Here is a 13,614-nt window from a genome sequence, read left to right on the forward strand (position 1 = left end):
ATCAGCAGAGTTAGGCTATACGAAATTCACCTCCACCCTAGCGTCGGGTGGAGTCCTCTTTCGTTAGATTGATAGATTAGAGGTTTTTATTGCTATATTGATGAAAGATAGACGATTATAAAAATTAGATAGAAAAATCATTACTCAAAAAGCTGGCTATTATAAACAGTCAGCTTTTTTGGTTGAAAATCTAGTTTACGGCATTGTAAATAATTTACTGCTTGTGGCCAATCAGCCGCTATTTTTGGCGCCTCTTGCCGAGCGGCAATCATACTGGCAGCATTTATCCAGCCCGCATGACCGACTGCTAATACTGGTTTTTGACCCCTATTTTGCGCAGCCATCTCATTTAACCAGTTTTCCACACGCTCAAATAACTGCTGTAAACTCTCGCCGCCCTTAGGGGCAAAATCTGCAAAATGATCACACCAATCATCAATCTCTTGTTTAGGAATTTGCGCCCAAGGCTGACCGTCCCAATTACCAAAATCAATCTCTGCCAGCTCAGGGGCGACATGATACAGAAAGCCATGCTGCGCCAATATTTCTCCGACTTTTAACGAGCGGTGTAGTGGGCTGACCCAAATCACTTTTGGCAATTGATGAAAACGCACGAAGCGCTGTATTTTATTAGCAAGGCGTTTAATTTTGCGTTTATCGACACTGATATCAGTCTGTCCGATACAAAAGCCATTAGCCGCAATGGGCTTTGGATGGCGCCAAATATACAAAACCATTGGCTATCATTATCCTTTTTAAATAGTACGCTTAACATTAAATAAAAGGGTTCGAGGCAGCAAGTCCGATATAAATAGCGATTTCACTTAACTGCTGCGTGGCGCCTAACCCATCACCGGTATAACCATCTAAACGCCTGCGCAACAAGCGCCGCATATAATCCGTCGCTACGATGCCTAGTAATAAAGCCAATGACCATTGCCAAATACCAATTTGCTGCACGGTATTAGGAAATAGGAGCACGACCAGCAAGCCCGCTAATATGAGCCAACCACTGCTCAATAATCCTTGTAATGGCGTCAGCTGCTGCGCCATCGGTTTGGCTTTAGCATGCTCAATCTCACCGCCGTAAGGCAATAGCGCCAGTAAACTAATACATAATAAACGTGAGAGCGTATGTCCAATAATCAGCGCCACAATAGCCACTGATAAAGACATAGACGCCAATAAGCTGATTTTGATAAGTAACGCCGAGACCAATCCTAGTACACCATAAGTCCCTAAGCGCGAATCCTTCATAATGGTTAAAGTACGCGCGCGAGTCAGACCACCACCTAGACCATCACAGCTATCCGCAAGTCCATCTTCATGAAAAGCGCCAGTGAGCCTAATTCCAAAGGCCGTACTTACCACTGCCGCCACCAAAGGCGTAAATAAAAAACTACACAGCCAAAATATACCTGCACAAAGCAGCCCAACTAACAGACCTACCCCAGGAAAATGACGGCTGCTCTGGTGCAACCACTGCGGATTGTAATTGGCAAATTGCGGTACGGGCAGACGCGTTAAAAACTGTACTGCTACTAACAATAAACGCCATTCATACTTTATAAATTGACTAATACTTGGTTTAGACGGAGACTGGGGTAATGCATTTGGTTGATTCAATGTCTGATTTAATGGTTGTTTTGATGGCTTTTTTGATAATTGTGACATTAGCTATTTTGTCCACTGATACCAGCATCATTAAAACTTGCCATCTCATTGATAATCGCACAAGCCGACTGTAATAATGGATACGCCAGCGCCGCGCCACTACCCTCACCTAGGCGCATACCCATATTGAGTAACGGCTCAGCATTGAGCAGTTTTAATAAATGCGTATGTCCCGGCTCGACAGAATGATGAGCAAAGACAGCATATTGAGCAACACCAGGCGCTAGACGCTCGGCGACCAATAACGCACTACTAGCGATAAAACCGTCGATAAGAAGAATACGGCGCTCACTGGCTGCTTGCATCAGCGCCCCTGCCATCATCGCAATCTCAAGCCCGCCTAATGCCGCAAGTATGTCGAATGGCGTTTGCGCTTCACTGTGCCGCGCTAATACTTGAGTTAAAATACTTGCCTTGTGCTTTAATCCTGCATCGCCGAGACCAGTGCCGCGACCGATACAAGCATTAATCGGTATATCGCCCAATCTTGCCAGTAATAAACTGGCGGCGGATGTATTACCAATCCCCATTTCACCGACAATCAATAGATTGCCCGCCATACTCTTGACTACGTCCATACCATTTTCTAATGCGGCTAAACACTCTTCTGCTGTCATCGCAGGCTCGCTAAGGGCGTCGCGGCTTCTATGACGCACTTTATAATCGAGCAGTTGCGCGTGGTCTTTAAAAGGAGAATTGGCAAAGTCGGCATCGACACCAGCATCGACCACTTTTAGCTCAATATCATGCTGACGCGCTAAGACATTGATAGCAGCGCCGCCTTGCAAAAAGTTATAAACCATCTGCGCCGTCACCGCGCTAGGATATGCCGATGTGCCATGCTTGGTTAGACCATGGTCGGCAGCAAATACCCGAATTTGCGGTTGCTCAATATGCGGCGTGGTCGTACCTTGAATCAATCCCAACTGTACCGCGAGCGTCTCTAAACGTCCAAGGGCGCCAAGCGGCTTGGTTTTTTGGTCAACGATTTGCTGCAATTGCTGACGCAGCTCGTTATTTTCTATATTTGCAATCGTTGGTGCTATAAATGTGTTCAAGCAAACCACCCTCGTATTTATACAATTAAAACAAAACCCACATACTAGCAGAGTATCTCAGCTTTACCACGAATAAAATCAAATGAGAGCCGAATAGACTCCCTAGTAGGATAGATTTACGATAGAATATGCACCTTTAAAAATGCATATCACTATTGATGTTAAGCTAGACGCCAAACTCACTAAATGCTGTGTGAGTTGCATTAATAGCGATAAGAGATTAACAACTATATAGAGACAGTAATGATCGTATTTTGGCTGCTGCTGACCATTCTTTTTATCATTTTTGCCACTGCGAAGTTAAAATGGCATCCTTTTTTAGTATTAATACTATCTGCCTTTCTGGTCGCGCTTTTTTATCAAGTACCGCTTAATACGGTCGCAAAAACTATCTCTGATGGCTTTGGCGGTATCTTAGGATATATCGGTCTGGTCATTGTGTTTGGAACCATCATTGGCTTAATCCTTGAGAAAACGGGTGCCGCCATCGTGATGGCAGAAACCGTCATTAAAGTTTTGGGACCGCGTTTCCCTACTTTGACCATGTCTATCGTTGGTGCTGTCGTATCTGTCCCCGTGTTCTGCGACTCAGGCTATATTATTTTAAACTCGTTAAAAGAGTCTTTGGCTGAGCGTTTAAAAGTTTCGAGCGTGGCAATGAGTGTCGCATTAGCGACTGGCTTATATGCCACTCATACCTTTGTGCCGCCAACACCCGGTCCAATTGCAGCAGCGGGCAACTTGGGTCTTGAGTCAAACTTGGGCTTGGTCATCATGGTCGGTGTTGTCGTCACCACCGTTGCGGTACTTGCTGGTTGGCTGTGGTCAAATCGCTTCCTTGACGCCACGCCTGACAATATTGATGCCCTTGACGCAGTCGCCGTACCAGATAATATGAAGACTCGTGACGACTACAGCAAACTGCCATCAGCGACTATGGCATTTTTACCTATTATCGTGCCCATTGTATTGATTTGCTTATCGTCTATTGCCAATTTACCCAGCACACCATTTGGTAGCGGCATACTAACCGATATTCTCATATTTATTGGCAACCCATTAACCGCCCTATTAATTGGTTTGTTTTTATCATTCTTACTGATTAATACTGACCAAAAAACACAGCAGATTAGTGACAGCATCTCACAAGGCTTGGTAGTCGCAGCGCCTATTCTTTTAATTACTGGTGCTGGTGGCGCGTTTGGCGCTATGCTAAAAGTTACGCCAATCGGTGATTATTTGGGTACTACGTTATCTGCCCTAGGGCTTGGTATTTTTATGCCATTTATCGTTTCTGCGGCGCTCAAAACAGCACAAGGTTCAACCACTGTTGCTTTGGTCACTACTTCGGCGATGGTCGCTCCATTATTAGGTCAAATAGGTCTTGATAGTGAGCTTGGTCGCGTATTTTGTGTAATGGCGATTGGTGCAGGCGCGATGACTGTCTCGCATGCTAATGACAGCTTCTTTTGGATTGTTAGCCAGTTTAGTCGTATGAGTGTGGCGCAGGCTTACAAAGCCCATTCTATGGCGACAGGTATTCAAGGCGTGACCAGCATCATCTTTATTTGGCTATTGACCTTGGTATTTATCTAGCGCCTTAAGTAAATTATTGAAAGTCAATTTTTAAAATTTAAGTAATTAAAAAAGACTCAAAGAAACATTTAAAGAGAAAGTCATGAAAATTTTAATCGCCCCTGACTCGTTTAAAGAAAGTGTAGAAGCACTGGATGTCTGCCACGCTATTCAATCTGGCTTCAGCCAAGTGTTTCCTGACGCTGACTATAAACTGCTACCGATGGCGGATGGCGGCGAAGGGACTTCTGCAGTGTTGTCTTATGTGTTAGGTGGACGCTGGAAAGAAGTGCGTGTCCATGATCCTTTAATGCGACCGATTAACGCAAAATATTTATTACTCCCTGATGCAACTGCGGTCATTGAAGTCGCTCAAGCTTGTGGCTTACATCTATTGACGGTAGCAGAGCGTAATCCTATCATTGCTAGCAGCTATGGCGTCGGCGAATTGATTGAGGATGCTCTAAATGAAGGCGTCAAGCGGATTATCATTGGTCTTGGTGGCAGTGCTACCAATGATGCAGGACTTGGTATGTTAACGGCGCTTGGTATGACGTTTCATGATAGTAATGACAACATCTTAGCTCAAGGCGGCGGCGCACTTGCTAACTTGCAACGATTGGATGCGACCAGCTTTCATGCAAGCGTCTTAAACACGGTGTTTGAAGTGGCTTGTGATGTCACCAATCCGTTATGTGGTGAATTGGGTGCCAGTGCCATATTTGGTCCTCAAAAAGGCGCTAGCCCGCAGCAAGTCCATGAGCTAGATAAATCGTTAACGCATTTTGTAAATGTGTGCGAGCAGCATGGCTATCAAGGCCATCAAGAGGTAGCAGGTGCCGGTGCAGCAGGTGGACTGGGCTATGCGTTAATGAGCTTTTGCCAAGCGGAGTTAAAGTCAGGTTTTGATACAGTGGCAAAAGTGGCCAATTTATCACAGCATATCGCCGATGCAGACTTGGTCATCACTGGTGAAGGCAAGCTTGATGCTCAGTCTGCTATGGGCAAAGTGGCAGGTGGTATTAGCCAAATTGCTAAATTGAGTCATACCCCCGTGATTGCTATTTGCGGCAGTGTTGATGGGCTAAAATCCGCTCAGACTAGCCAGTTTGACATCATTGTGCCCAGTATCCAAAAGCTAGATTCCCTCGATAATGTCTTTAAAAACGCTTATAACAATATTGAAATTACCGCTACTAATATTGCCGCAGCGATAAAATTGGGTCAACGCCTAAAACAGTATTTATAGAACTATATTATAGATGCTTAATTGGTAAGCTCGCTTTTTGTATCATAAAAAATGCTTTTCTCAATAACCAATAGCTTTAACAAAGCTACTCTGCCAACAACTTCGCCAACAATTCATTTATTTCGACTTTAAACTCTTTATCTTCGATTTTATTGGCGCTGATTTTAGCGTTTTGTAGACTTTTGATCGCAGCATCGGTTTGGCCCAATTCGATTTGCAGCTCAGCCATCGAAAAAGCAATCGATGCTAAATGGTCTTTTGAATTAATCGCTGCGGCTTTATCTAATGCTTTTTGATATATAACCAGCGCTTCATCCAAATCCTCGGTAAAGTCAGCCAAGGTTTCCCACTGTTCAGGATGGTCTTTATCGCTTTTTTCATTTTCATTACACAAATCTTTTAGCTGCGCATATAGCGCATCAAAGGTTTTTTGATCGTTCTTACTGTCCGCTTCTAGCAGCTTTTCTGCTAAAACATAGATGGATTTATATATTTTGGTATTAATCATGATGGGTTAACCTGTTGGTTGCGCGTTATAGGCGTTGAATGATGTTGATTATAGACTAATTTATAACAATAGCTCATAGAAAAGGGCGTGATAGCGATCACACCCTTTTATTTTATCTGGCTTTCAACCTAAACAAGTAAAATAAACCCCATTCTCAACTTATTTTTCTAAGGTATTGGTTTACTTAGTTTTTAAAATTACAGTTAAAACAATTAGGATTTTAAATTCTATAAAAATCAAAAACCTACGATAAGTTGAGATTGGCGTAAAATAAGCAATTATTCAGCAGCGATAACGGTAATCTCGACCAATAACTCAGGACGAGCCAATGCTGATTCACCGCATGCACGCGCTGGTGGCTGGACGCCTTCAAACCATTTATCCCACACCTCATTCATTGCGGCAAAGTCTGACATACTTTTTAGCCAGACGGTTGCGGATAGCAGCTTTGATTTGTCACTACCAACTTCTTGCAGCAGTTTTTCGACTTTCTCTAAGCATGTCAAGGTTTGGGCTTTGATATCCTCTTCGCTATTACCCACTTGACCGGACAGATAAATGGTTTGGTTATGAATCACAATCTGACTCATACGTTGGTTACTATGCAGCTTTTGCATGAATTATTATCCTTAATTTTTAATGTTTCAGTTCTTTCAAATACCTGAACTGTCAAATATATAAACAGTTCAGATTTTTTTAAACAGTGCTTAGCTAGGAGTTAGCGAGAAAAACGTTCAGCGCTAAAGGGTTTAATATCAACCAATAATGGCTTGTCATGAATCATCTCCTCTACCAGACGACCAGTCATGGGTCCTAAGGTAAAACCCTGATGGCTATGACCAAAGGCAAACCATAATTTGTCGTGCTGCGGCGCAGGACCGATGACTGGCTTCATATCTGGCATGCAAGGACGTGAGCCCGCCCACGCTTCACTCTCGACGGCATCTTCTAGCGGCAGAATTTTGCGCGCAAGTTTTAATACGGTATTTAATTGACCAAAATTCTTTGGCGCATTCATGGTGGTCATCTCAGCACCAGTGGTGATGCGGATACCTTGCTGCATCGGACCCATCACAAAACCCTTATCCATATCAAACATACTATGGTTGATGGTGTTTTTTTCCGTGACTTTAAAATGCTGATGATAGCCACGCATTGGGAACAGCGGCAAATCATAACCAAGCGGTTTGATTAAATCGTTAGACCAAGGCCCAGCAGCAATGACCAATTTATCACTATAAAAAGTGTCAGTGTCGGTAACAACTTTCCAGCCATCTGCTTCTTGGACGATTTCATTGACACCGCTTTCTTTGATGGTACCACCCATTTCTTGAAAGTTTTTTGCGTATGATTTCACCAATAAGCTCGGATTTGACACTTGCCAAGAGTTTAGCCAATGAATCGCGCCAACGAACTCATCAAAATTGGCGCTCGGCTCCATCGCTTTTAATTCGTCAAGCGTCAAGACATTGTGCTCAACGCCCTGATCACGGTCTTTGATTGCAGCATCAATAGCTGCTTTAAACGTCTCTTCAGAGCGATGCAACTGTAACCAGCCTTTGCGGCTAATCAAATATTCAGCGCCAGACGCTTCAATCATGGTTTGGTGTTCACTGGTGCAATGTTCAATCAGTGTCTGCCACTCCGCTTCGATTTTTTTAATTGAAGCTGGCGTCGAGTATTTCCAATACTGCAATAACGCTTGATGATAGCGCAAAATCGCTGGGATTCGATAGCGAATATCAGTGCCTTGATTTGGCAATACGCGTATCATTTCAGTCAGCTGGCGTGGAAACGGATGGGTATGAATCGCCTCGCGCTGAATCAAACCAGCATTGCCATATGAAGTCTCAGAGCCCGGTAGTTTTTTGTCCAATAGTAAAACTTTGGCGTTATTTTTTTGTAAATGCCAAGCAGCTGAGGTGCCGACCATACCTGCACCGATAACGATCACTTCGTAGCGCATAACACGTCCTTTTTTAAGATTTTAATACAGAATATCAAGGTTGAGAAATAACAGATAAGGGAGTAATAGTAACGCATTGCGCATCAGATTAAACCCTTATCATAGAAATATTTTTGCTATTTAATACTTTTGGTTATGCGTTTAATTGAAAGCTATTTCTGATAGGAATAATGTAGAAATTATTAAGAAATTAGACCTATTTTGGCTAATCAAAATGCAAGGAATAAACCAATCACCACCAAATTGGATCCTCACTTGCTAGTGTTTCTAAAAGCTTCTTGCCAGTCTCGACCGTCAAATTATCGGCAGGTAGCTCAGCGATGAACCGTGACGGCTTATCAAAGTAACCCGAATAGCTTGAGAAATACTCGGGCGCAGTTAAAAATAATCTGCTCTTAGCACGGCTACAAGCAACATAAAACAGCTTACGCTCCTCCTCTAACTCTTCAAAATCACTGAGCGAGCGATAGTGCGGCGTCATACCATCGACGAGAGAGTTGACAAATACCACTGGCCATTCAAGCCCTTTGGCACTATGAATGGTAGAAATGGTAACTTTATCATTACTATTTTCGTCTTTTTCAGGCTCGCCTGCGGTAGCAACTGAATCATTGGGCGGATCGAGGGCAAGATTTTCTAAGAATTTATCGAGGCTGTCGTACTCTGTTGCTAGGTTTTTAAGCACACGAAAATCTTCACTACGCTCGCGCCAATTCTCTTCAATCGTTTTTAATACAGGAATATAAAACGCTAAAATTCGCTCAATCACTATTTCCACTGACTCTGCCTGACTGGCTTTGGTTAAAGTCGTATGCAATGATTTAAGCTGTGGGCTTTTCTTCGCAAATGATGGTGCTAATAGCGGCTCGAAAGTGTTGTTGTTAATGTTACTATTAACATCGCTATTCACATTTTTATTTACATTGCTATCGGCATTAATCGCTTGGGTTAAGCGCGTAGCCGTCACTGCTCCTACTCCTTTAAACAAGGTTAAAATTCGGTGCCATGCAATGGTGTCATTTGGGTTATAAAGTATTTTGACAAAGGCTAAAACGTCCTTGATATGACGCCGCTCAATAAAGCGAATGCCGCCTACCACAATAAAGGGAATATTGCGTTCCATAAATTCAAGCTGAATGTAGTTGGATTGAAAAGATGTGCGGCACAAGACAGCAAAATCCTGATAATCATAATCTGGTTTTAATTCGATGATTTTATCTGCAATATATTTAGCCTCTTTTGTTTCATCACTTAAACGGCGAAATATTGGCTTGATGCCTTCTATAGACGCGCCCGAGTACAATTGCTTTTGATAGCCCAACGTGATTTGTGCGGACAAAGCATTGATATAATCCAGCACCACTGGGGTACTGCGATAATTTTGCTCTAATTTAATCAGTTTTGCTTCAGGATAACTCTCGCCAAATAGTAAGATATTTTCATAATTGGCACCGCGAAAAGCATAGATGCTTTGGTTGTCATCACCAACGACCATCAGTGATACCGACGCCGGCGCACAAATGAGGTCAATCAGCTCTTTTTGCGGAATATTGGTGTCTTGATATTCATCGACCATGACATAACGATAGTGCTGTTGTAGCAGCTGACGAAAGGTATCATTGTGCTTTAGATGGCGCACCACTTGGCTGATGATGTCATCAAAATCGTATAAATGATTGGCGCGCTTATATTCATGAAAGTCGACCGCCAATTGCTCAATAACTGGAATATGCACGGCGATATCAGGATAACTGCTTTCGATTAAGTCGCGAATATGAATACGCCGATTTCTAGAAGTTGAAAAGATATTTTGCAAGGTTTTTTTGCGCGGAAACGCCTGATTGGTTATTTTGGTCGGATACTTTTTTTCTTTATTAATCAAATCAATCGCATCTTCACTATCGCCGGTATCTAAAATCGTAAAGCGCGGATTGATACCAAGTAGCCCAGAATATTGGCGCAATAACATATTGCAAAATGAGTGAAAAGTGCCGCTAGTGATATCATTTAGCGCCTTACCATTTATGTGACTATCATCTAGACGGCTTGCCAGCAAAGTTCTAGCGCGACTTTTAATTTCATTGGCCGCCTTGCGGGTAAAGGTTAATAGCAAAATCTCTTTTGGCGCGACGCCATTTTCTATCAGATAGCTGGTTCTATAAGTCAAGGTTTTGGTTTTACCAGAGCCTGCACCGGCGATGACCAATACTTTGCCCTCAATAGTCGTGGCAGCCAACAACTGGTTAGGGTTCAGCTCACGAGCGTAATCCACTTGTAACCCTAAATGACTGGCAAGCCGTTTCTCTAATATTTCAGCATCCGCATTTATCAAGTTAGCCTCGAGCTTTTTAATCGCCTGCTCAAGCCGCGTCAGCTTGGGTTTCATGTCAACGAAATTTTGCGGATAATTATAATGGTGGGTAGCAAAAATGGTGGTCATTATTAACAATTGCCTTTGGTATGGTTTATCGTGCTGGCTATTGATGACAGCGCAGCAGCAGCATGCATCATCATTTATAGGTAGTAGCTTATCATAATAGACAGGGCGCTGAAGGACATTGATAACGAACACTCATATGAAACGATGATATTAAAGGATGGTATTAAACCGCGGTATTAAACAGATTACTAAGTATTGTGATTGAGCGTAAAAATTAAAATAGCAAGCACAACAACCTCACCCATTTTGGCTGAAATTTGCTACAATATGCCCAATTTTGAGTTCCTATTTTACCAAGCTTTATACTGACTACATACCAAGTCTGTTATTGCCTGATTTTATTAATATATTGAGAGCATGTTATGGGTTTTAATTGCGGCATCGTCGGTCTACCAAACGTGGGTAAATCCACCCTGTTTAATGCCTTGACCAAAGCGGGTATCGCCGCTGAAAACTTCCCTTTTTGCACCAAAGATCCCAATACCGGTATCGTACCTGTGCCAGATCCACGCCTAAAAAAATTGGCTGATATCGTCAAGCCCGAGCGCGTATTGCCGACAACGATGGAATTTGTCGACATCGCAGGTTTGGTCGCTGGCGCCTCAAAAGGTGAAGGTATGGGCAATCAGTTTTTAGCCAATATCCGCGAGACCGATGCGATTGCCCACGTGGTACGCTGCTTTGATGATGACAACGTCGTCCACGTTGATGGCCGCGTCAGCCCTATCGATGATATCGAAACCATCAATACCGAATTGGCATTGGCCGATTTAGAGGCCGTTGAACGCGCTATTACCAACTTAAGCAAAAAAGCCAAAGGTGGCGACAAAGATGCGACGGCTATGCTCGATGTGTTCAAAAAAATCGAGCCATTATTAGCAGAAGGTAAAGCCGCCCGCGGTGCTAACCTAGACAAAGACGAGCAAAAACTGATCAGAAGTTATGGTCTGATTACCTTAAAGCCAACCATGTATATCGCCAACGTGAGCGAAGATGGCTTTGAAAATAACCCATATCTAGATGCGGTGCGCAACTATGCCACTGGCGAAGATTCTATTGTCATTGCCCTATGCAATCAAATCGAATCTGAAATTGCTCAGCTTGATGAAGATGACAAAAAAGACTTCCTAGCTGAAATGGATATGGAAGAGGCTGGTCTTGATCAAGTGATTCGCGGCGGTTATGATTTGCTTGATATGCAAACGTATTTTACGGCTGGCGTCAAAGAAGTCCGCGCTTGGACAGTCGCTGTTGGTGCCACAGCCCCTGAAGCTGCTGGTGTGATTCATACCGACTTTGAACGGGGTTTTATCCGCGCTGAAGTCATTGCGTATGACGACTTTATCGAGTATGGCGGCGAAAAAGGTGCAGCTGCTGCTGGCAAATCACGTTTAGAAGGCAAAACCTACATTGTGCAAGATGGCGATGTGATGCATTTCCGCTTTAACGTTTAACGTTCAACGTTTAATATTTACAAGTACAAGCGGATTGCGTGTTTACACAGTCTTAGTAGAGAACAACCAAAAGCCAGCTTCAACGCTGGCTTTTTTTATTATAATAAAGGGAATAACGTTAAAGTAATTAAATTCTCTAAAAGCAAAAATAAAATAGAATGATATAAATAACGGACGATAAATGATGACTGTTTCTGTTAATCAAACCACGAATTCTAGTGACCATTGGGCAAAACTATTTAGTGCGCAGCGTTTAGGCAGTCATAAAAAAGCTCCTGCCGAGGACAGCGCACGCTCCTCCTTTCATAAAGATTACGACAGACTGGTATTTTCACACTCCTTTCGTCAGCTGAACCAAAAAACCCAAGTTCATCCACTGACCAATCAGCTCGGTATTCATACGCGCTTAACACACTCGCTCGAAGTTTCTTGTATTGGTCGCTCTTTAGGTATCATGGCGGCAGAGAAGCTGCATGATAAGTTGGGCGGCGGCTTACCGAACGGTGTCGCGCCCGCTGATGTCGGTGTCATTGTCCAAGCAGCTTGCCTTGCCCATGATATTGGCAACCCACCGTTTGGTCATGCCGGAGAGTACGCCATTCGTGATTGGTTTATGCATCCTGACCGTAAGCAAGTCTTGCAAAATCTGAATAATAACGAGCAATTAGATTTACTGGCTTATGAAGGCAATGCACAAGGATTTCGTATATTAACCCGAAATGAGCATCACCCTGATTTAGGCGGTATGCGCTTAACCTGCGCTACTTTAGGGGCATTTATGAAATACCCTTGGCTTGCGACCCATAGCAATCCCGTTTATCAAGACAGATCTATTGATCAAAACAACCGCATTTACCAAGGCAATCACACCATTAACATGCAAAAATTTGGCTGCTTTTATAGTGAGGCAGCGCAGTTAGAGCAGTTGGCTGAAACGTTAGGCTTGCCATATTCAAAGCAGCACGATGGCTTTGCTCGTCATCCGCTAGCCTATTTATTAGAAGCGGCAGACGATATTTGCTATGCGCTGATAGATTTGGAGGATGGCATCAATTTGAATATGCTAAGCTATGCAGAGGTTGCGGCCATTTTTTATGAGCTGATTGGCGAGCGCCCTGATACGCTCACTCTACCCAATCAAGTGTCAGTCAGACAGCGTTTGGCATCGCTGCGGGCACGGGCAATGATGCGTTTGGTCAATGCCGTCACCGATGCCTTTGTAGCCAATAGTGATACTATGTTGGCGGGGACGCTACAAGGCAGCTTGTTTGCGCACTGTGAGCCGAGCGTACAAAGTGGCATTAACCAAGCTAAGCAATTGGCACGCGAAAAGATATTTAATCACCCAAGTAAGGTACGCATGGAGCTGATGGCCAATCAATGCTTGCAGCGCCTGCTCGATGCTTTTATGCCACTCGCCTGGATAAAAGAGACAAATGAGGCAAATGAAACCGATGCGCCGATAAGCCAAATATCCTTTGAGCAGCAGCGTTTGCTAAAATTACTCCAGCCGCATCTCGATGAACATCGCCGGACTCTAGCAGATAATACCTATGATAATATGCTTAATGTTTTAGACTTTATAACCGGTATGAATGACCATGAAGCCTATCGACTGGCGCAAGAGCTACAAGGACATTGGGGCACCATTGTTTAAACAACATGTTTAAGCAGCTCGTTTAAAAAGAAG

General features: G+C 43.4%; 11 protein-coding genes. 4 read left to right on the forward strand and 7 right to left on the reverse strand.

What is annotated here, in order from left to right; translation table 11 throughout:
- Positions 1 to 140 precede the first annotated feature (140 nt).
- Genes H9653_RS09500 through cobT form a run of 3 tightly spaced genes read right to left on the reverse strand, consistent with a single transcriptional unit; the run spans position 141 to position 2,741 of the window.
- Positions 141 to 737 carry a histidine phosphatase family protein gene (locus H9653_RS09500; protein ID WP_191692135.1) on the reverse strand — a complete coding sequence of 199 codons (597 nt, stop codon included), beginning with the start codon at positions 735 to 737 and terminating at the stop codon, positions 141 to 143.
- Between the two features lie 37 nt (positions 738 to 774).
- Positions 775 to 1,674 carry an adenosylcobinamide-GDP ribazoletransferase gene (gene cobS / locus H9653_RS09505; RefSeq protein ID WP_082894306.1) on the reverse strand — a complete coding sequence of 300 codons (900 nt, stop codon included), beginning with the start codon at positions 1,672 to 1,674 and terminating at the stop codon, positions 775 to 777.
- Positions 1,674 to 2,741 carry a nicotinate-nucleotide--dimethylbenzimidazole phosphoribosyltransferase gene (gene cobT, locus H9653_RS09510; RefSeq protein WP_318242167.1) on the reverse strand — a complete coding sequence of 356 codons (1,068 nt, stop codon included), beginning with the start codon at positions 2,739 to 2,741 and terminating at the stop codon, positions 1,674 to 1,676. Before cobT ends, cobS begins: the two co-directional genes overlap by 1 nt.
- A gap of 234 nt (positions 2,742 to 2,975) precedes the next feature.
- Here cobT and H9653_RS09515 point away from each other — a divergent pair, with 234 nt between their 5' ends.
- Together H9653_RS09515 and H9653_RS09520 are read left to right on the forward strand one after the other, a co-directional pair.
- Positions 2,976 to 4,328: a GntP family permease gene (locus tag H9653_RS09515; RefSeq protein ID WP_068405516.1), complete on the forward strand. Its 1,353-nt coding sequence runs from the start codon at positions 2,976 to 2,978 to the stop codon at positions 4,326 to 4,328.
- Between the two features lie 82 nt (positions 4,329 to 4,410).
- A complete protein-coding gene (locus tag H9653_RS09520; protein WP_191692139.1) occupies positions 4,411 to 5,556 on the forward strand; it encodes a glycerate kinase in 1,146 nt (381 codons plus the stop codon).
- An 85-nt stretch (positions 5,557 to 5,641) separates the two neighbouring features.
- On the opposite strand, the gene H9653_RS09525 is transcribed toward H9653_RS09520, so the two are convergent.
- From H9653_RS09525 to H9653_RS09540, 4 genes are all read right to left on the reverse strand, one after another.
- The gene (locus H9653_RS09525) at positions 5,642 to 6,064 is read right to left on the reverse strand and encodes a tetratricopeptide repeat protein (RefSeq protein WP_191692141.1); all 423 of its coding nucleotides are present in this window, start codon (positions 6,062 to 6,064) and stop codon (positions 5,642 to 5,644) included.
- Between the two features lie 278 nt (positions 6,065 to 6,342).
- Positions 6,343 to 6,681 carry a RidA family protein gene (locus tag H9653_RS09530; RefSeq protein ID WP_068405525.1) on the reverse strand — a complete coding sequence of 113 codons (339 nt, stop codon included), beginning with the start codon at positions 6,679 to 6,681 and terminating at the stop codon, positions 6,343 to 6,345.
- A 101-nt stretch (positions 6,682 to 6,782) separates the two neighbouring features.
- On the reverse strand, positions 6,783 to 8,030 hold the full coding sequence (locus H9653_RS09535) for an NAD(P)/FAD-dependent oxidoreductase (protein ID WP_191692143.1): 1,248 nt from the start codon (positions 8,028 to 8,030) through the stop codon (positions 6,783 to 6,785).
- A gap of 232 nt (positions 8,031 to 8,262) precedes the next feature.
- Complete coding sequence (locus H9653_RS09540; RefSeq protein ID WP_225211702.1) at positions 8,263 to 10,470, reverse strand: ATP-dependent helicase; 2,208 nt, start codon at positions 10,468 to 10,470, stop codon at positions 8,263 to 8,265.
- A 362-nt stretch (positions 10,471 to 10,832) separates the two neighbouring features.
- On the opposite strand from H9653_RS09540, the gene ychF reads away from it, so the two are divergent.
- Together ychF and H9653_RS09550 are read left to right on the forward strand one after the other, a co-directional pair.
- Positions 10,833 to 11,924 (forward strand): redox-regulated ATPase YchF, encoded by a 1,092-nt coding sequence (gene ychF, locus H9653_RS09545; protein ID WP_068405531.1) that lies wholly within the window; start codon positions 10,833 to 10,835, stop codon positions 11,922 to 11,924.
- Positions 11,925 to 12,108: 184 nt separating this feature from the next.
- Positions 12,109 to 13,581: a deoxyguanosinetriphosphate triphosphohydrolase gene (locus tag H9653_RS09550; protein WP_191692178.1), complete on the forward strand. Its 1,473-nt coding sequence runs from the start codon at positions 12,109 to 12,111 to the stop codon at positions 13,579 to 13,581.
- Positions 13,582 to 13,614 lie beyond the last annotated feature (33 nt).

It is taken from the genome of Psychrobacter communis (genome assembly GCF_014836505.1).
GTDB classification, from domain to species: Bacteria; Pseudomonadota; Gammaproteobacteria; order Pseudomonadales; family Moraxellaceae; genus Psychrobacter; species Psychrobacter faecalis.